This window comes from Streptomyces beijiangensis (genome assembly GCF_017315755.1).
Classification (GTDB): domain Bacteria; phylum Actinomycetota; class Actinomycetes; order Streptomycetales; family Streptomycetaceae; genus Streptomyces; species Streptomyces beijiangensis.
Genome location: NZ_JAFLRJ010000101.1, coordinates 28198 through 46249, shown reverse-complemented (window position 1 = coordinate 46249; position 18052 = coordinate 28198). Strand labels below are relative to the sequence as shown.

18 protein-coding genes and 1 pseudogene are annotated in these 18052 nt (G+C 70.1%); 9 read left to right on the top strand and 10 right to left on the bottom strand.

Going from position 1 to position 18052, the window contains the following annotated elements; translation table 11 throughout:
* Nucleotides 1-640 (bottom strand): MGDG synthase family glycosyltransferase (locus J0695_RS11905; RefSeq protein WP_443726325.1); only part of this gene is annotated, 640 nt, incomplete at its 3' end.
* A gap of 269 nt (nt 641-909) precedes the next feature.
* Here J0695_RS11905 and J0695_RS11900 point away from each other — a divergent pair.
* The 3 genes from J0695_RS11900 to J0695_RS11890 all read left to right on the top strand — a co-directional run bounded on the left by J0695_RS11900 (nt 910) and on the right by J0695_RS11890 (nt 2360).
* On the top strand, nt 910-1185 hold the full coding sequence (locus J0695_RS11900) for a hypothetical protein (protein WP_206961911.1): 276 nt from the start codon (nt 910-912) through the stop codon (nt 1183-1185).
* Nucleotides 1186-1405: 220 nt separating this feature from the next.
* Nucleotides 1406-1960, top strand: a complete 555-nt coding sequence (locus J0695_RS11895) for a GNAT family N-acetyltransferase (protein WP_206961909.1) — start codon at nt 1406-1408, stop codon at nt 1958-1960.
* Nucleotides 1961-2162: 202 nt separating this feature from the next.
* Nucleotides 2163-2360, top strand: a complete 198-nt coding sequence (locus J0695_RS11890) for a helix-turn-helix domain-containing protein (RefSeq protein WP_242552529.1) — start codon at nt 2163-2165, stop codon at nt 2358-2360.
* On the opposite strand, the gene J0695_RS11885 is transcribed toward J0695_RS11890, so the two are convergent.
* Nucleotides 2347-3129: an oxidoreductase gene (locus tag J0695_RS11885; RefSeq protein WP_206961908.1), complete on the bottom strand. Its 783-nt coding sequence runs from the start codon at nt 3127-3129 to the stop codon at nt 2347-2349. The genes J0695_RS11890 and J0695_RS11885 overlap by 14 nt on opposite strands.
* Nucleotides 3130-3207: 78 nt before the next feature.
* On the bottom strand, nt 3208-3786 hold the full coding sequence (locus J0695_RS11880) for a TetR/AcrR family transcriptional regulator (RefSeq protein ID WP_206961906.1): 579 nt from the start codon (nt 3784-3786) through the stop codon (nt 3208-3210).
* Nucleotides 3787-3979: 193 nt separating this feature from the next.
* On the opposite strand from J0695_RS11880, the gene J0695_RS11875 reads away from it, so the two are divergent.
* On the top strand, nt 3980-5200 hold the full coding sequence (locus J0695_RS11875; RefSeq protein WP_206961905.1) for a metallophosphoesterase: 1221 nt from the start codon (nt 3980-3982) through the stop codon (nt 5198-5200).
* Nucleotides 5201-5237: 37 nt separating this feature from the next.
* Here the strand turns inward: J0695_RS11875 and J0695_RS11870 are convergent, their stop codons facing one another.
* On the bottom strand, nt 5238-5897 hold the full coding sequence (locus J0695_RS11870; RefSeq protein WP_206961903.1) for a TetR/AcrR family transcriptional regulator: 660 nt from the start codon (nt 5895-5897) through the stop codon (nt 5238-5240).
* A gap of 161 nt (nt 5898-6058) precedes the next feature.
* Here J0695_RS11870 and J0695_RS11865 point away from each other — a divergent pair, with 161 nt between their 5' ends.
* Nucleotides 6059-7510: an MFS transporter gene (locus J0695_RS11865; RefSeq protein WP_206961901.1), complete on the top strand. Its 1452-nt coding sequence runs from the start codon at nt 6059-6061 to the stop codon at nt 7508-7510.
* 140 nt (nt 7511-7650) lie between these two features.
* Here the strand turns inward: J0695_RS11865 and J0695_RS11860 are convergent.
* The 5 genes and pseudogenes from J0695_RS11860 to J0695_RS11840 form a co-directional block, all read right to left on the bottom strand.
* Nucleotides 7651-8018 (bottom strand): annotated as a pseudogene (locus tag J0695_RS11860) (MerR family transcriptional regulator); the annotation flags it as partial.
* A gap of 60 nt (nt 8019-8078) precedes the next feature.
* On the bottom strand, nt 8079-8945 hold the full coding sequence (locus tag J0695_RS11855; protein ID WP_206961898.1) for an NAD-dependent epimerase/dehydratase family protein: 867 nt from the start codon (nt 8943-8945) through the stop codon (nt 8079-8081).
* 113 nt (nt 8946-9058) lie between these two features.
* On the bottom strand, nt 9059-9919 hold the full coding sequence (locus tag J0695_RS11850; protein ID WP_206961896.1) for a LysR family transcriptional regulator: 861 nt from the start codon (nt 9917-9919) through the stop codon (nt 9059-9061).
* A gap of 53 nt (nt 9920-9972) precedes the next feature.
* Nucleotides 9973-10614: an HAD family hydrolase gene (locus J0695_RS11845; RefSeq protein WP_206961895.1), complete on the bottom strand. Its 642-nt coding sequence runs from the start codon at nt 10612-10614 to the stop codon at nt 9973-9975.
* 82 nt (nt 10615-10696) lie between these two features.
* Nucleotides 10697-11905 (bottom strand): MFS transporter, encoded by a 1209-nt coding sequence (locus tag J0695_RS11840; RefSeq protein WP_242552528.1) that lies wholly within the window; start codon nt 11903-11905, stop codon nt 10697-10699.
* A gap of 90 nt (nt 11906-11995) precedes the next feature.
* Here J0695_RS11840 and J0695_RS11835 point away from each other — a divergent pair, with 90 nt between their 5' ends.
* Nucleotides 11996-12757 carry a DeoR/GlpR family DNA-binding transcription regulator gene (locus tag J0695_RS11835; RefSeq protein WP_206961892.1) on the top strand — a complete coding sequence of 254 codons (762 nt, stop codon included), beginning with the start codon at nt 11996-11998 and terminating at the stop codon, nt 12755-12757.
* Between the two features lie 123 nt (nt 12758-12880).
* Here the strand turns inward: J0695_RS11835 and J0695_RS11830 are convergent, their stop codons facing one another.
* The gene (locus tag J0695_RS11830) at nt 12881-13804 is read right to left on the bottom strand and encodes an endo-beta-N-acetylglucosaminidase H (RefSeq protein WP_206961915.1); all 924 of its coding nucleotides are present in this window, start codon (nt 13802-13804) and stop codon (nt 12881-12883) included.
* A 194-nt stretch (nt 13805-13998) separates the two neighbouring features.
* On the opposite strand from J0695_RS11830, the gene J0695_RS11825 reads away from it, so the two are divergent.
* From J0695_RS11825 to J0695_RS11815, 3 genes are all read left to right on the top strand, one after another.
* Nucleotides 13999-14742, top strand: coding sequence for an alpha/beta fold hydrolase (locus J0695_RS11825; RefSeq protein WP_206961891.1), 744 nt, complete (start codon nt 13999-14001; stop codon nt 14740-14742).
* A 338-nt stretch (nt 14743-15080) separates the two neighbouring features.
* Nucleotides 15081-16766, top strand: a complete 1686-nt coding sequence (locus J0695_RS11820; protein WP_206961889.1) for a glycoside hydrolase family 99 protein — start codon at nt 15081-15083, stop codon at nt 16764-16766.
* Nucleotides 16767-16826: 60 nt separating this feature from the next.
* On the top strand, nt 16827-18041 hold the full coding sequence (locus J0695_RS11815) for an NADH:flavin oxidoreductase (protein WP_206961887.1): 1215 nt from the start codon (nt 16827-16829) through the stop codon (nt 18039-18041).
* Nucleotides 18042-18052 lie beyond the last annotated feature (11 nt).

Sequence of the window (18052 nt, the reverse complement as noted above, 5' to 3'; positions counted from 1 at the left end):
TACGCGGCCAGGAGCCCGCCACCAGCAGGGCGAGCGAAGCGGGCCCGGGCAGGCCGAAACGGAGCCGGGCCAGACGCCGGTCCTCCTCGTCGCCGGGTACGAAGCGCGGGTCGACGACCGGGCCGCAGACCTGCACGCCCGCCGCACCCAGCGCGTGCGCCTGTGCTGCCGGGACCGGGTGGACCGCGAGGTGGGCGTCGATGCCGGGCGCCACCCAGAGGCCGTGGACGGAGAAGTCGGTGAGATAGGTCAGCGCGAGTACGTCGAGGAGTCCGCGCAGCCGGAGCGCGCCGAGGACCTGGCTCGCACCGGGGTACGTGGAGATCACCGCGACCGCGCCGGGGCCGACCGCGCGGAGCGTGCGGCGTTCGGCGGCGCGCAGCAGGGCCCGGATCGCGGGGCCGGGGCGGTCGGCGGACTCCGTGGCCGCGTAGATCCGCTGGTAGATGGTGGGCGCCCAGGTCAGGAGGTGGTGGTAGCTGCCGGCGAGCAGGGCGCCGAGGCCGGCGGGGAGCAGGTCGAGGAAGTCGTGGCGGTCGACCTCGTAGCCGAACAGCCGCAGACGGTCGGTGAGTTGGTCGGCAGCGCCGTCGTGCCCCGCTCCCACGCTCGCCGAGATGATGACGATACGTCCGTGCACAGCCGATCAGCCTCCGGAGGGGTTTCGGCCTCGCACGCAGGGATCAGGCAGGAGCGTGGGCCGTCGGCCCGAAACTACTACACGTTGTAGAGCTTACGGAATACCGGACCGGCCGGCCCTGCCGGTGCGATCGGGGCGCACCCCCCGCCCAGTGCGCCGGGACTAGGCGGAATCACCTTGCTCACGGCGCGTAACTCTCCAAGTCGCCCTGTTCGATTCGTCGCCGTAGCGTCTGAAATGTCCTTATCCGCTCAACAGGGAGTTTGATCGTGAAGAAGACCCTCGCCCGCACCTTCGCCGTCGCCGCCCTTACGGCTGCCGCCGTGATCCCGCTGGCCGGCGCCGCAGAGGCTGCCACCCCCACGCACGCGACCGTGTCCGCCGCGAGCGCCCCGAGTGACGACGGCAACTGGGGCCACGACGGATACGGCGGCGGATACGGCGGCGGCGGCTACGGCGACGACGACGACGACGGATATGGCGGCGGATACGGCGGCGGATACGGCGGTATCGGCCTGAGTGTCGGCCTTGGCGTGCTGCTCTGAAAGCAGCAACAAACAGGCATGAAGATCAGCATTCCCCGCTGCCCGGGCACCGTCAACCGCCCCGGGCAGCGGTGCGGTGTCAGCGTCGCTCACGGTGCTCAGGTCCCAACCCGGCTTCAGCGGCGCCCGGTCCGCCCCGTCGCGGTCGGCCAGGCGGGCGATCCGGTTGCTCACCAGGTGGGACTTGCCGAGCCCGGACGGTCCCAGCAAGATCGGCCTCATGGACTACAGATATGCCCTTGCGGCGGACGCGCAAGTAATGGCCGACCTCTTCGCGGCCAATCACCACGACGCGCTCACGGAACAGGAGCGTGCACAGCAGGGCTTCGTGCAGGGTGCCCTCGACGTCGACACCCTCCGGTCGATGGCGGAGGACCGGAGCTTGCTCGTCGCGGACGACGAGGGGCGTCTCGCCGGACTGCTCGGGCTGGCCTCCCCGGAGAGCATGCCGAGTCCACCGCCGCCGGTCCAGGCAATGCTGGATGCACAGGACTCGCTTCGGTGGCGGGGACAGACACTCCGCTCAACGCCCTGGCTGCTCTACGGCCCGCTGGTGGTCGCTGCCGCATACCGCGGGAAGGGTGTGGCCCGGGGACTGTTCACCGCGGCACGTGAGGCGGCCTCCGTCCGCGCCGATGTGATGGTCGCCTTCATCGAACTGGCCAACCAGGCGTCCTGGAAAGTCCATGTCGACGGCTTCGGCATGACCCCGCTGGGAGAATTCACCCTCGGCGACCGCACCTACGGCGTCGTCGGCGGATCCACCACACCGTGACACCGGAAACCGGATCAAGCCCGGAATTCCGCTCCGGAGTGGGGCAGCACCTCGAAGAGTCCGCCACACCCGACCACCGCCTGCGCACTCCCCCGCCTCCCCGCCCGAGGGATCACCAGGTACGGAGCCTCCTGCTCCCTCGCCCTGATGCTGCTCCGGCTGGCGGGGCCCGTCCGGCCCACCCGGCGCGCACAATCTGCACGTGGCCAATCAGAGGACACCTCCCGAGGCAGGCATCTCTGTCCGTGAGGCCGAGGTCCTTGCCGCGCTCGGTGAACTTCTGACCACCGCCGAGATCGGCGCCCGGTTGTTCATCTCCATCCGCACCGTTGAGAGTCATGTCCCCTCGCTGCTCCGCATCCGGACGTGCTCCCCCGTCGTACGCCTCACACCGTTTTGATGCCGCCGCCGTCGATGACGTAATCGGCGCCGGTGATGCTCGCTGCGCGGTCCGAGGCGAGGAAGGTGACGACGGCTGCGACCTCGTCGGGTTCGACCATGCGTCCGGTGGTCATGCCCATCGCCGCGGGCACCCCGGCTATGAAGTCGCGGTGTCCGACGCCGTTCGCCTCGGCGAGGCGGGCGCCGAAGCCGTTCTCGTCCTCCCACATGCCGGTACGCGTCGGGCCGGGAGAGACGGTGTTCACGCGTACGCCCCGGGGGCCGAACTCCTCGGACAACGCCTTGCCGAACGCGTTGAGCCCCGCCTTCGCGGCGCCGTACTCGATCGGGCCGGTGCCCGGCAGGCGCGCGCTCATCGAGGAGATGTTCACCACCGAACCGCGGCGTTCCAGGATGCTCGGCAGCAGTCGGCGGGTGACCCGGACCGTGCCGAACAGGTTGACTTCGAAGCTATGCGCCCACAGGGCGTCATCGGTCGCGAGGAACCCCTGGAGGGTGAACGTGTCTCCGCCGCCCAGGTTGTTGACCAGGATGTCCACGCCCCCGAGTGCGGCGAGCGCCTGTGCCCCCAGCTCCTCGGCGCCTTCCGGGGTACTGAGGTCGGCCGCGACCGGATGGGCGCCGGTTTCCTTCAGTTCGGCCGTGATCGTTCGGGCCGCGCCGACTACGCGGACCCCCTCGGCGACCAGCTGTCGCACGATCGCCAGGCCGACGCCTCGGCTGGCTCCGGTGACGACCGCGGTCTTGCCGGCGAGATCGAGTTCCATGTCAGACTCCTTGGCATTTTTTTGAATTGCAGGTACAAAATGAGAGCGCAAAAAAGGGCCGACCGCCCACAGTGCTGACTACAACGACCCCATCGCCGCGTCCACGACCCGCCTCAACTGCGCGGCATCCACCGCGGTCTTGGCCAGTACGCGCATACCGATCACCGTCGCGAGCAACCAGGCCGCCACCGCAGCCGCGTCGCGGCCGGCGTCGATCTCACCGGCCCGCTGGCCCTGCTCGACGGTCGCCCGGAACGCACTCTCCGTACGCGCGAACATCTCGCGCACGGTGTCGGCCGTCCCGGCGTCCGAGGCAGCCAACTCGGCGGCGGTATTGACCGCCATGCAGCCGCGCCGGTCCTGGTCGCCCAAGTCGAGTTCCACCAGTGCCTCCAGCGCGCCCCGCAGCCGGTCCCTCGCCGAACCGGGATGGTCGAGGAGCTCCGCCAGCCATGCGGCCTGGGAGTCGCGGTAGCGTGCCAGCGCCCGTTCGAACAGCGCGTGCTTACTGCCGAAGGTGTTGTACAGGCTGCCCTTGCCGATGCCGATCTCGTCCACGAGGTCCTGAGGCGTCGTCGCCGCGTACCCCTTGCGCCAGAACACGCTCATCGCGCGCTCCACCGCGACGTCCGGATCGAACTGCTTCGGCCTGCCCATGGCGGTAACGTAACACCATTCTTGACCTTGGGGTCAAATAAATATGCTGTCCGCCAGGCGCCTGGTCGACGCCCGGCAAAGACCCTTTCACCACCTGGGGCCGTCCGCCATGAACACCCCGCCCCGTCCGACCGGCCCGAGGACGACCGGATAAAGTGCCCGACGGCAGCCTGGTTGCCCGAGGAGGGGAAGCGTGACCGATACCAGCGAAACCCGATCCGCCGACAGTGCGGCGCACGAGCCTCAGCAGAGCCGACTGCACCGCCTGATGCGCTACCTCCCTCTGATCGCCCCCGTCCTGCTGTGGACCGTGCCCTGCTGGCTGCTGCTGTACGCCGGCCAGCACTGGCCGCTCCCCGTGGCGCTGGGCGGCACCGCCCTGTTCGTCCTCGGCCTGATCACCATGCCGCTCGCGATGATGCGCGGTCACGGCCGGCGACAGCAGGACCGGGCGGCGATCGTCGGGGACACCCTCCTCGGGGCCGGCTGGGTGCTGTTCACCTGGTCCGTCCTGCTCGGCGTCCTGCTGCGGCTCACCCTGACCGTGACCGGCGTCGGCGACGGCCAGGACCGGGCCCGGATCGTCACCTGGGCGACCCTCGGCACCGCCGCCGTGCTGCTCGCCTGGGGGTACGCCGAGGCCCGCCGGGTACCACGGGTACGCCGGCTCGACGTACAACTCCCGCGCCTGGGTGCCGGGTTGGACGGCACGCGTGTCGTCCTCATCACCGACACCCACTACGGCCCGCTCGACCGCGCCCGCTGGTCGGCTCGCGTCTGCGAGACGGTGAACACCCTGGAGGCCGACCTGGTCTGCCACACGGGCGACATCGCGGACGGTACGGCCGAACGCCGCCGCGCCCAGGCCGCCCCGCTCGGCACCGTGCAGGCCACCCGGGCCCGGGTCTACGTCACCGGCAACCACGAGTACTACAGCGAGGCCCAGGGCTGGGTCGACCTGATGGACGAGCTGGGCTGGGAGCCCCTGCGCAACAGTCATCTGCTGCTCGAACGCGGTGGCGACACCCTCGTGGTCGCCGGCGTGGACGACGTCACCGCCGAGTCCTCCGGCCTCGCCGGCCACCGCGCCCACCTCGCCGGAGCCCTGCACGGCGCCGACCCCGACCACCCCGTCCTGCTCCTGGCGCACCAGCCCAAGTTCGTCGACCGGGCGGCGGCCGGCGGCGTCGACCTCCAGCTCTCCGGCCACACCCATGGCGGCCAGATCTGGCCCTTCCACCACCTGGTCCGCATCGACCAGCCAGCCGTCGCCGGCCTCAGCCGCCACGGCAGCCGCACTCTCCTCTACACCAGCCGCGGCACCGGCTTCTGGGGCCCGCCGTTCCGCGTCTTCGCCCCGAGCGAGATCACCCTGCTCGTACTCCGCTCCCCGCAGCGGCCCTCCACGCCGTAACGCTGGACGGTCCCGCGGTTCCGCCTCGGTGCGCGGGTCACAGTGCGGGCGGTACTCCGGCCTGAAGGCGGAGGCCCGCGAGAGTCAGCTCCAGCCCGGCGAGGAACTGGTCCTTGTCTTCATGTCCATCGAACTCGTCGACGATCTCGTGCACGAACGGAAACTCTTCGGGGTCGAGCGCACGCCAGGCCCGGGCGTAGCGGCCGAGGAATTCGTCGCGGCCCACCGTGCCGTCGAGCACCTCCTCGGGCGGCTCCTGCCCCAGGTCGGCAGCCGTACCGACGACCACGCCCACGATCGCCGACACGGCGTGGAAGCGCTGCCGTGGCGTGAGGTCGAGACGAAGCGTCTGCTGCCCCAGCTTCTCGTAGAGCCGCAGCGAGTTCTCCTGGACGTCGGTGTTGCGCATGAAGTACGTCGCCAGCCATGGCCGGTCCACGATCGCGTCGAACAGCGTCACGGCCATCCCGCGTAGGTCATCGATCGGGTCGTCACTGTCCGGCAGACCCTCGACGGTGGCCAGCACCGCACCGAGCACGTGGTCGGTGGCGCGGTCGTACAGCTCGTCCTTGCTCGCCACGTACCAGTAGATGCTGCCGACGCCGGTGCCGAGCCGGGCCGCGAGGGCACGGAACGTCAGCGCCGACTCGCCCGCTTCGTCGAGCAGGCCCACGGCCGCGGTGAGGACCGCCTCCAAGGAGTGCGAGGCACGGTGACGCCCCGGGGAAGGGCGATCGGCGGGTCGTGTTCGCGGGCGCGTCATGGCACATATCCAATCACAGCTTGCACATTTATCGAACGTCGTTCTATCGTAGAACGTCGTTCGATACTCGGCGGCATTCCGAAAGGAGGTCCACCATGACCGCCACCACTCCCCTTACGTCGCGCACCTACCCGTCCCTGCGCGCGGCATGGATTCCCCTGGCCGCACTCTGCTTGGCCTTCTTCGTCGAGATGGTCGACAACACGCTGCTGTCGATCGCGCTGCCCACGATCGGCCGCGACCTCGGCAGCGGCACGACCGCGCTGCAGTGGGTCACCGGCGCCTACTCGCTGACCTTCGGCGGTCTGTTGCTCACCTCAGGATCGATGGCCGACCGACTCGGACGCCGACGCGTGCTGCTGATCGGCCTCGCCGTGTTCGGCCTGCTGAGCCTGTGTGTCGTCGCGGTCACCACCACAGGGGAGCTCATCGCCCTGCGGGCCGGACTCGGCATCGCCGCTGCGGCGATGGCACCGATCACCAACTCGCTGGTCTTCCGGCTGTTCGACGACAAGGCACTGCGCATGCGCGCGATGACCCTGATGATCGTCGTCGGCATGTCCGGCTTCGTCCTCGGCCCTCTGCTGGGCGGCACCGCCCTGGCCCACGTGCGGTGGGAGTGGCTCCTGGTCGTCAACGCCCCGATCGCCCTGATCGCGGCCATCGGCGTCCGTCTCGGCGTCCCGGCCGACCGGCCGGAGGACCTGACCAAGGATGCGTTCGATCTGCCGGGCGCCGTACTGAGCGTCACCGCCATCGGCCTCGCCTGCTACTCGCTGACCAGCGGTGTCGAGCACGGCTGGCTCTCCACCACCACCCTCGCATCGGTCCTCGGCGCCGTGGCCGCGGGGATCGCGTTCGTATGGCACGAGCGCCGCAGCGCATCGCCCATGTTGGACCTCAGCCTCTTCTCCAACGGGACCGTCCGCGGCGCCGCCATCGCGCAGATCGGGACGTCCATCGCGATGGCCAGCGTGATGTTCGGGCTGATCCTCCACTTCCAGTACGCCTACGGGTGGAGCCCCGTACGGGCCGGCCTGGCGAACCTGCCGATCATCGTGACGATGATCGTCGCCACCCCCCTTTCCGAGTGGCTCGCGAAAAGGTTCGGCCACCGCATCGCCTGCCTGGTCGGCGCGGCCTGCCTGGCCGGCTCGCTGGTCGGCCTCTCCTGGGGCGTCGACCACGGGTACGCCGCCATCGCGGTCTGCATGGTCGTGATGACTGTCGGGCTGCGCACCGTCATGACGATCTGCGCCATCGCGCTCGTCGACGCGATGCCGAGCAACCGCACGTCGATCGGCACGGCGCTCAACGACACCGCGCAGGAGGTCGGGAGCAGCGTCGGCACCGCCGTGGTCGGCACCATGATCGCCGCGCTGGTCACCACGCAGCTGCCCGCAGGCACGTGGAGCAACGAACTCGTGGCCTCGTTCTTCCATGGCGAGCGGATCACCTACGCCGTGCTCGCGGTGATCGTCGGCCTGGTCGCGACGGCCGGTGCACTCACGCTCACCGACTCCCACGCCACCGAAGAGCCGGCCTGAGGACACCGGCCCCGGAGGCGGCGAGGGTCCGAACCTCCAGGCGAACAGGCGCAGCGCCCCGACGTCCATTCGTTCCGCTGCGATCTTGTGGGTACGGCTCACCCAAGCGGATCCGACCCACCCGCGCCGTCGAACAGGTCGCGGTCGCGTTCTTCGGGCGCGGCGAGCGAGTCGAGCAGCGTCAGATGCTCCCGGTCCTTGGCGGCGCTCGCGGAATCACTCGGCGAGAACGCCGGGAACAGCTCCGCGAGCCCCGCCGACACGGGCCCCTCCGGGGGCAGCATGCCCTGGCGCGCCTGCTCCAGAAGTACGCGCAGCTGTGCGCGCCGTTCCTCGATTGCGGCCTCCTGGCGGGCCGGATCCGCGTCCAGTTCCTCCAGGACCCCGGCCAGTTCACGACCCTCGTCGTCGACGAGCACATCGTGTACCTCGGGCAGCAGCCCGAGGTGGTGGTAGTGCCGCACGGCGGGGGGACCCCGGCGAGTGCGGCGATCTCACCGATTCGCATGAACCCAGCAGAAACCCTGACGCTGCGGCAAGGTCAAGCACCGCCCGCCTTCCTCGCGGGTCAGCCCTGGGCGAGTTCGGCCAAGGCGTTGAGACGGGTGGGCGTCCAACCGAGCTCGCGGCGCGCCCGGTCGCCACTGAACTGCTGGTCGAGGGCGAATGCCTCGGCGATCGGGCCCATCCGCTGCACGGCCTCCTCAAGGGTCAGCGAGTCGACCCGGCCTGGGCATCCGGCGGCATGGCTGAGGGCCCGGGTGACGTCCGCCAGCGGAACATTCTGGCCACTGGCCCCGGCGTAGACGGAACCGGCCGGGGCGTTCAGGGCCAGGACGTACAGCTCGGCGATGTCGTCGACGTGGACCAGCGCCCAGTGGTTGGAGCCGTCCCCGATGCAGGGCACTGCACCTGCTGTGCGCCCCGGTCCGACGAAGAACGACTGCGCCAGTCCGCCGGAGCGGCCGTAGACCAGCCCTGGCATCACCACCACCGGGCGCTCTCCGGTGACAGCCCGGGCGAGCACCCGCTTCTCGTTCTCCAGCCGCCAAGCGGTGATGTGCGGCGGGCTCAGCGGAGCGTTCTCGTCGGCGACCCCATCGGTGTCGCCGTACACCCACACCCCGCCCGTGTGCACATAGGCGCCGCTTCCCACGCCGTCCTGCAGTGCCTTGGCCGCCGCGCGGTCGGCATCCGCGGTGCCCTCGGCGTAGTCCACCCCGAGGTGGATGACTCCGTCGGCCCGGCCAGCGGCCTCATGCAGGACATCCGTGTCGCCGAGTTCCCCCGCGACCGGGGTGGCGCCCAGTTCCGACACGGTGCGCGCCGCGTGCTCGCTGCGCGCCAGCGCCGTCACGCCGATGCCGTGCCCGGTCAGTGCCCGGATGGTGGAGCGGCCGATGTAGCCGGAGCCGCCTGTGATGAAGATCTGCATCGCTCTCACGGTCCTTGTCGAGGGCGGCGGGGATTCCGCCGCTCCTCCACCCTGATCCCCGCGCCACGTGGGCGTCCAAGACCTCTTCTGTCAGCGGTGATGCCCCCAGGGCATCAGTGCTGGGCAGCGGCGATGTCAGCGAATTCCCGGAGCAGAGGAGAGCGGCGGACGGCGCTCCAGGCCAGACAGACCTCGCCGGGGCCGATGTCGTCGATGGGCACATGCGCGACATCGGTGTGGGTGTAATAGGCCGCGGTGGACAGCGGAAGGACGAGTACGCCCCCGGTCGTCGCGACGTGTTCCAGCTTCTCCTCGACGGTGGCGAACGAGGGCCGTGGCCCGGCACCCTCGCCGCCGGTCCGCTCGGGGAGGTCGCGCCACTCGGGGACGGCGTCGGGGTCCTGCAGCAGCCGTTCGGGCGCCAGATCCGCGATGACGATGGACTCCTTGCCCGCCAGCCGGTGATCCGCCGGCAGTACGGCGACGCGGGGCTCCCGGAAGAGCGGGCGCAGCTCCAGGCCGCGGCGGTCGACGGGCAACCGTACGAAACTCACGTCGAGAAGGCCCTCGTGGACCCCTTGGACCTGGTCGCTCCAGGAAGTGCGCACCACCTGCACACTCAGCTCGGGATGCCTGTCGGAGAACGCGCGCACCGCGCCGGTCACGGTGATCCCGGGCATGAAGCCGACCGTGAACACCGAAGACTCGTGGGCGGTCTGCTGGACCCGGCGGCACAGAGCCTGCGCGGCGGCCAGCAGGGGGCGAGCGTCCTCGAGCAGCTGACGGCCGGCGGCCGTCAGCTCGGTGGCCTGCTTGTTCCTGGTGAACAGCTGCACGCGCAGCTCCTGCTCCAGCGCGCGGATCTGCCGGGACAGCACCGGTTGCGTGATGTGCAGCCGCCCGGCGGCCCTGCCGAAGTGCAACTCCTCGGCCACAGCAACGAAGTAGCGCAACTTGCGCAGATCGACATCCACGACATCTCCCACCGTGCAGGCGCCGTGCGCCAGCCTAGTTCCTCCGGGCCGTGTCATCGGGTTGCTGTTTTCCTGCCGTCGCGGGACGGCAGCCAGGTATCGACCGCGGCCGCGAGCTCGCCGAGTCCGGTGAAGAGGTGTCCGTGCATACCGAGGGCCTGCGCTGCGCGGACGTTCTCCTCGCGGTCGTCCACGAACAGGACGTCGGCGGGGACGGCCTGCAGGGCGGCGAGGCAGTGCTGGAAGGCCGCCGGGTCCGGCTTCGCCGCCTTGATCTTTCCGGAGAAGGCGACGCAGTGCAGATTCCGCAGCCAGGGCTGTGCGGCGAGAAAGGCGTCCGCGTGGTCCGAGGGGATATTGGACAGCAGGGCAACCTCCGCGCGCTCGCGAAGGGACTGCGCGTAGACGACCATGCGCGCGTCCACACGGGACCAGCTCTCGATGTCGGCGAGCCGCAGTTCCTCGATCGTGTCGGCATCGGCGGGGCGGGACAGCCGTCGCAGTACGGCCGTCCAGTACTCGGGGGCGGAGTGCTGCGCGGCGTCGTAGGGCGGGCGGCAGGTCCAGTACGCCTCTACGAAAGCTTCGTCGGGGGCATCGCATCGGGCGGCCATCTCCGCCAGGGCACCGGGGCGTTGATGGAGGGCGATGACCCCGAAGAGGTCGAACAGCACGATGCGTCGTTCGGTGGACATTGCGGGAAGTTCTCCTGTTCAAGGGGTTTCCGGGTGTGGGGGCCTGTGCGGCACCGTGTCAGGGGCGGTGCCGCACAGGCAGTCAGTGGCTGATGCGGGCCGGCTCTCGAGGGCGGTCCGCATCGTGGGTGCGCAGGACACCGGCGGCGACGGCAGTGGTCGCGCACAGCACGGTCAGCAGCAGGAAGGTGTGGTTCAGCGCGGTGAGGTGGGTCAGCCAGCCGATGAGGGCGGGCCCGGCGAGCATCCCGAGGTAGCCCAGCCCGGCCACCCGGGAGACGTTGGCACCGGCGGCTGCGGGGTCGGCGTGGCCGGCCGCGCTGAACAGCTGGGGGACGCAGCCCGACAGGCCCAGGCCGAACAGTGCCAACCCGACGAACGCGCCCGCGATCCACGGGGTGAGGGCCACGATCGTGATGCCGACGGCGGCGGTGGCCGATCCGTAGCGCAGTACGGCCATGGCCCCGAACCGGGCGGAGACGCGGTCGGCCAGCAGGCGGCCGGCGGTCATCGCCGCTGCGAAGGTGCCGTATCCGAAGGCGGCGATGTCCGCCGGTGCCCCGAGGACGTCCTTGAGGTGCAGGGCGCTCCAGTCGTTGGCGGCTCCCTCGCACAGCATGGTCATCAACGCCAGGACGGCGAGGATCCGGATCTTCCGGGGAATGCTTCGCCGCTTGTCGGCAGGCGCGTGCGCAGTGTCCTTCGTCGTCGTGGCAGTGGCGTCGAGTGCCGGGGCGCCGGGCAGCAGGCCGCGTGCCGCGATCAGGGCGATCACGATGCCCGCTGCTCCTGAGGCGCCCAGGGTCACCGCCGTGCTCAGGCCGGCGCTCGTGGCCCCGGCGGCGACGAGCGAGGCGAGGACGCCGCCGACCGAGAAGGTGGCGTGGAAGGCCGACATGACGGGCCGCTGGTAGGCCTTCTCCACGTGCACGGCATGGGCGTTCATGCTCACATCCAGGCAGCCGTTGCAGAAGCCGAAGACCACCAGGGCACCGGCCAGCATCCAGGGACTGCGGGACAGGCCCGGCAACACCAGGGCGGCGCCGCACAGGACACCGGAGGCGGGGACCATGACGCGCGCCCCGAGACGGTCGGCCAGCCCACCGGCCACCTGCATCCCGATGAAGGCACCCAGGCCCAGCAGCACCAGCAGGCCCCCCAGCGTCGCGTGGCTGATGCCCACGCGCTCCTCGATGGCCGGGATGTGCACTACCCACGTGCCCATCAGGGTGCCGCAGAGGACGAAGTAGACGGAGGTCGCCACACGGGCGGATCGAAGCGAGTGGTCCATGCCAGTCACCATAACGAACATGAAGCATGTTTGAAAGTCGTCTTTACGAACAGACTTCTTGTTTACTTCGAGATGGTGTTCAATCGCGGTATGAGCAATGCAGACCGTCACGGGCTGATCGCGCAGGCCGTCCGGGACTCGGGCAGCGTCACGGTCCAGGAGCTCTCCGAGCTGACCGGCACCTCGGAGATGACCATCCGGCGCGACCTGGACGCACTGGCCGCACAAGGCGTCCTCGAACGCGTGCGCGGCGGCGCCCGCACCCTGCTGCTCAGGGGCGAGGAGCCGCCCTTCGGGCTGCGCGCCCATGAGGCCGTCGAAGCCAAGCGCCGGATCGCGGCCGAGGTGTCCGCGCTCGTCGCCGACGGCGAGACCGTTCTCCTGGACAGCGGCACCACCTGCCTGGAGGTCGCCCGCCTCCTGCGCGGGCGGCCGGTGACGGTGATGCCCCTCTCGCTCCAGGCCATCCACCTGCTCAGCGAGACACCCGGACCGACCACGCTGATGGTGCCCGGCGGACGGCCCCGCGCCGCCGAAGGAGCCCTGACCGGCCCCCTCGCCCTCGCCTCCCTGGCAGCCCTGCGCTTCGACACCGCGATCATCGGCTGCTGCGGCCTGAGTGCGGCCGAGGGCCTGACCGCCTACGACCTCGACGACGCGGCAGTGAAGAAGGCGGCCATCACCTCCAGTCGCCGCATCATCCTCGCCACGGACGGCAGCAAGCTCGGCCACACCGCCTACGCCTACGTCGGCCCTGCCTCACTCCTGCACACCGTCGTCACCGACACCACGGCACCGACCGACGAAGTGGCCGCTCTCGAAGTCACCGGAACCATCGTCAAGACGGCCTGACCGCCGGGTCGAACCGCGCCGCGCCCCCGACATCGTTGTCGAAGGTGCGGCGCGCACGGGTCGCGGCCCTACGGGATGCGGCTGGCCCTGAGGGAGCACCACACGCTGGGGCGTTCGGTCGCCTCAAGGCGTGTACGTGGCGTCACTGCCGTACAGCTCCCTGGTGAACGCGGAGACGTCGGTGCTGCGATCGGCGCCGTCGAGGTTGTACGTCAGATAGACGCCGTATCCCTCGCTGACTGTGCGGCGGGCGAGGTCGGCGACGGTGCTCTGCGGGGTCCCGCCGATCTCGACGGCCGCCGGCGACAGCTTCGACTTGGGCAGCGCCATGCCGGGGACCTGCCAGCTGCCGTAGTACGGGTTCCAGGCGTAGTCGAACGTGGACGTGACGTCGACGCCGCCGTAGGAGAGACGCGACGCGGCCGGGCCGATGTTGTACAGGCTGATGATCTTGCCCGGCATGTTCGCGCGCAAGGCCGTCACCAGGTGCACGAACGAGCTGTCGTTGGGCTGGCCGGTGCCGTTGTTGCCGTACTCGGCGTACTCGTCGTCGAAGTCGATGCCGTCGAGGCCGTACTTGGTCACGGTGTCCGACAGTTGCTTCGCGAACGCCGAAGCCGCTTGCTGGGACGGGAAGTTGGCGAAGCCCGCGCCCTGGTGGTTGCCGAGCACCGAGAGGACGACCTTGATGCCCTTCTGCTGCAACGGCCGTATCTGGGTGGCGGCGTCGTCGAGGACGCGCTGCACGTTCTCGTTGAAGTACAGCTGCGCCGTCTTCGTGCCCGTGTCGTAGTTGATGTTCGCCGCGAAGACCACAGCGACGTCGAAGACGTTGCCGCCGCCGTTGGCGAGGGCGTACTTGCCGACGTTCAGCATGCTGTTGTTGTTCACCTCGACGTACGCCACCGAGGTCGGCCCCTGTTTCGCGGGAGCAGGGGCGGGGGCCGCTACCGCGCCGGTCGTGGTGGTCGCGCCGAAGGCGAGTGCCGCGACGGCCGAGAGCGCGAGTGCGGCCGTCCGCACTCTGCTCCGTACCAGAGTGAACATCATCTATAGGTCTCCCATCGCATGGGTCGGCGCCCGACCTGTTCGAAAGCGCCGAGTGAGCCCTCCGAGTTTTCCGCTCCCGTGACCGAATCCCGAGAGCCGTACGCGAACTCCTCACAACTCCCACGCACGTCGCGCCACAACGCGAGGGACGGTGCCCCCACCCGCTGGACTCGGCAGTTCCTGCCAAGTGGTTGCGCCTGCGGGAACGGGAGCCACCGCATGGGCCATGGGCTACGTCGCGCACTTCCGTCGCGAGACCGGGGCGTTCGAAGCCGCAATCCGCAGGGCGTCGCACGTTGCGGGGAACGACGGGCCGGCTGGTGCCGTCGTGCCCCAGGTGGTCCGTGGCCGACCTGATGTTCCACCTCGCCGCAACCTACCTCCGCCTCCTGCACGCCCGCGGTCTGCACGATGTCCTCGTCGTGGGCTCCTCGCTCGGCGGCTGGGTCGCCTCCGAGATGGCCGTACGCGACACGGAGGGCCTCGTCACCGGGCTCGTCCTCATCGATGCCGTCGGCATCCACGTCGGCTCCGAGCCGATCCGGGACTTCTTCGCGCTCGACGCCCGGGGCATAGCCGAGTACGCCTGGCACGACCCGGCCCGCGGCTACCGCGACCCCGCCCTCGTCCCGCCCGAGCAACTCGCCGTCCAGCAGGCCAACATGGCCTCCCTGAAGATCCTCGCGGGCGAGCCGTACATGCACGACCCCGAACTGCACGGCCGTCTGCGCCATGTCGACGTTCCCGCCCTGCTGCTCTGGGGCGAGAGCGACCGCATCGTCACTCCCGCCTACGGCGCGGCCTACGCGGACGCCTTCGCCGCGGGCCGGCTCCACGTCATCCCCCAGGCCGGCCACCTGCCACACCTGGAACAGCCCGAAGCCACCTTCGCCCTGATCGACGCCCACCTCCGCGATGGGGCCGCCCGATCCTGAGGGCCGGCCGCCCGGAGCCGCGGTCCGGTCACACACCACACGGCCCGGGATCGGCCCAACTCCCCTTACGCGAAGATCCTCTTGGGCTCCGTCCCAGGTCCGAACCGGGATCCACGGGGCATCGCCAGGGCACGCAAGGGCCTGAAGGGCGCCTGAGAAGCCAGGCCGATCAGCCCGCGGAGTCGCCTTTTTCCCATGTACTGCAAGGAATTTGCGTGTGCCCATCTTGTATGTGCACATCGCTCTCTCTAGGTTGGCCTCGTACCGGAGGTCCCCCGGCGCAACACCGGTGACCGACCGCACACTTCAGGGCACCCCACACCCCCCTGCGAGGAACCTTGAGCATCTCCAGACGCACCGTCCTCCTCTCCGCGCTCGCCTCCGGCGCCGTCCTCGGTACGGGATCCCCGGCCGTCGCCGGAACGGCAGCCGCGTCCCCCGTCGGCGACGTGGTGGGCAAGATCACCGTTGGCTACCAGGGGTGGTTCGCCTGCACAGGCGACGGCGCACCCATCAACAGCTGGTGGCACTACAGCCGCGACGCCTCCCGCGCCCCGTCCCCCGACAACACCACCCTCGTCTCCTGGCCCGACACGAGGGAGTACACGCGCACTTACCCGACCGCCTATCCGCAGCTCGGCGACGGCCGCCCGGCAACGCTCTTCTCGTCCTGGGACCAGCAGACCGTCGACACGCACTTCCGGTGGATGCGCGAGTACGGATGCGACACCGCCGCACTCCAGCGCTTCAATCCGTTCGGCGCCGAGGGGCCCACCCGGGACGGCATGGCGCAGAAGGTCCGGCAGGCCGCGGAGTCGTACGGCCGGAAGTTCTACATCATGTACGACGTCACCGACTGGACGTCCATGCAGTCGCAGATCAAGGACGACTGGACGTCCAAGATGAAGGCGCACACCGCGTCGGGTGCCTACGCCCGGCAGAACGGCAAACCCGTCGTCTGCATCTGGGGTTTCGGCTTCAGCGATCCGGGCCGCCCCTTCGAGCCCGCCCCCTGCAGGGACGTCGTCGACTGGTTCAAGGCGCAGGGGTGTTACGTCATCGGGGGCGTGCCCACCCACTGGCGTACGGGGACCGACGACTCACGCCCCGGATTCCTCGATGTCTACCGCTCCTTCGACATGATCTCCCCCTGGATGGTGGGCCGGATCAGCAACACCGGGGGCGCCGACCAGTTCCTCCGCGACCTCAACCAGCCCGACCTCGCCGACTGCGCGGCCCACGGAATCGACTACCAGCCCTGCGTCATACCGGGCGACCTGCAGTCCGGTCATCGCGCCCACGGCGACCTGATGTGGCGGCAGTTCTACAACCTCACAGGCATCGGTGTGCAGGGCTTCTACATCTCGATGTTCGACGAGTTCAACGAGGGCAACCAGATCGCGAAGACCGCCGAGACGAGTGCAGGCGTGCCCTCCGGGTCCGGCATCCGCGCCCTCGACGAGGACGGCACCGCCTGCTCGTCCGACTATTATCTGCGCCTCACAGCGGACGGCGGGCGCATGCTCAAGGGACAGCTCGCCCTCACCCCCGTACGGCCCACGCCTCCCCTGTCCGGTACGGACCCGCCGCCGCCTCCGACGGGGGACCTGGCCCTGCGCCGGCCGTCGACCGCCAGTGGCCACACGCAGACGTACGGTCCCGGCAACGCGGTGGACGGGAACACCGATACGTACTGGGAGAGCACCAACAACGCCTTCCCCCAATGGATTCAGGTCGATCTCGGGGCCGCACAGCCGGTCAGGCGCCTCGTCCTGAACCTGCCGCCGAGCGCCGCGTGGGGCAGCCGCACCCAGACCCTGGCGGTCACCGGCAGCGTGGACGGGACGAACTTCTCCCCGCTCGCGGGCTCGGCCGGCCGGGTCTTCGACCCGGCGACGGGCAACAGCACCACCATCGTGCTGCCGGCTGCCGTCAGTGCCCGGTACGTCCGCATACAGTTCACCGCCAACACGGGCTGGCCCGCAGGCCAGTTGTCCGGGTTCAGCGTGTACGCCACCCCCTAGGCGGCGAACCGCCGCCCTCACCTGCTGACTATTCATCAGTTCTCTGCGATGCTGCGCGCCATGGCGGACGGACCGGGCACAACGGGCGAGGCGTCTCACGGTGTACCGGATGTGCTGGCGCCGGCCCGGCTGGGGCCGCTGAGGCTGCGTAACCGGGTGATCAAGGCCGCGACCTTCGAGGGCGTCACCCCCGAGGCGCAGGTGACCAAGGAGCTCATCGACTATCACCTGCGCCCCGCCGAGGGGGGCGTCGCCATGACCACCGTCGCCTACTGCGCGGTGTCCGCGGAGGGCCGCACCGAGCGCCGCCAGGTCTGGATGCGGCCCGAGGCCCTGCCGGGGCTGCGCGGACTGACCGATGCGGTGCACGCCACCGGAGCCGCCGTCTGCGCTCAACTGGGTCACGCCGGCCCGGTCGCCGACGGCCGGTCCAACGGGGCGCCCGCCCTGGCCCCGATGGGCGGCTTCAACCCGCTCAGCATGCGCCGCAACAAAGCGGCCACCGCCGACGACATCGCCCGTGTCATCCAAGCCCACGCGGATGCGGCGCTACTGGCGGCCGAGGCCGGCTTCGACGCCGTGGAGCTCCACCTCGGCCACAACTACCTGGCCAGCGCCTTCCTCAGCCCCCGGCTGAACCGCCGCACCGATGCCTACGGCGGCTCCCTGCGCGCCCGGGCCACGGTGGCGCTGGGCATCGCCCGGGCCGTACGCGACGCGCTGGGCGACCGCATCGCCATCACCGCCAAGCTGAACATGAAGGACGGTGTGCCCGGCGGACTCACTCTGGACGAGAGCCTCCAGGTCGCGCTCTGGCTGGAGTCCGACGGCACCGTCGACGCACTCGAACTGACCGCGGGCAGTTCCCTGCTCAACCCGATGTACCTCTTCCGCGGCGACGCCCCCGTCACCGAGTTCGCGGCCAACTTCCCTCTCCCCCAGCGCCTGGCGATCCGGGCACTCGGCCGTAACTTCTTCCGCACCTACCCCTACCAACCGCTGTATCTGCTGGACGCCGCCCGCGAGTTCCGCGCCGCACTGCGGCTGCCGCTGATCCTCCTCGGCGGGATCACCGACCGGGAGGGCATGGACCGCGCCATGGCGGAGGGCTTCGAATTCGTCGCGATGGCACGCGCCCTGCTGCGCGAGCCCGACTTGCTGCACCGCATCGAGCGCGACACCGCCACCCGCTCGCAGTGCATCCACTGCAACCGCTGCATGCCCACCATCTACTCGGGGACCCGCTGCCCGCTGATCGACGAACAGGCCCACTGAGCGGTTCGGTG

Bases quoted from the DNA above. Each gene is read 5' to 3' on its own strand.
- J0695_RS11895 (WP_206961909.1), top strand. From the start codon at position 1,406: ATGGACTACAGATATGCCCTTGCGGCGGACGCGCAAGTAATGGCCGAC.
- J0695_RS11885 (WP_206961908.1), bottom strand. From the start codon at position 3,129: ATGGAACTCGATCTCGCCGGCAAGACCGCGGTCGTCACCGGAGCCAGC.
- J0695_RS11880 (WP_206961906.1), bottom strand. From the start codon at position 3,786: ATGGGCAGGCCGAAGCAGTTCGATCCGGACGTCGCGGTGGAGCGCGCG.
- J0695_RS11865 (WP_206961901.1), top strand. From the start codon at position 6,059: ATGACCGCCACCACTCCCCTTACGTCGCGCACCTACCCGTCCCTGCGC.
- J0695_RS11855 (WP_206961898.1), bottom strand. From the start codon at position 8,945: ATGCAGATCTTCATCACAGGCGGCTCCGGCTACATCGGCCGCTCCACC.
- J0695_RS11845 (WP_206961895.1), bottom strand. From the start codon at position 10,614: ATGTCCACCGAACGACGCATCGTGCTGTTCGACCTCTTCGGGGTCATC.
- J0695_RS11840 (WP_242552528.1), bottom strand. From the start codon at position 11,905: ATGGACCACTCGCTTCGATCCGCCCGTGTGGCGACCTCCGTCTACTTC.
- J0695_RS11835 (WP_206961892.1), top strand. From the start codon at position 11,996: ATGAGCAATGCAGACCGTCACGGGCTGATCGCGCAGGCCGTCCGGGAC.
- J0695_RS11830 (WP_206961915.1), bottom strand. From the start codon at position 13,804: ATGTTCACTCTGGTACGGAGCAGAGTGCGGACGGCCGCACTCGCGCTC.
- J0695_RS11815 (WP_206961887.1), top strand. From the start codon at position 16,827: ATGGCGGACGGACCGGGCACAACGGGCGAGGCGTCTCACGGTGTACCG.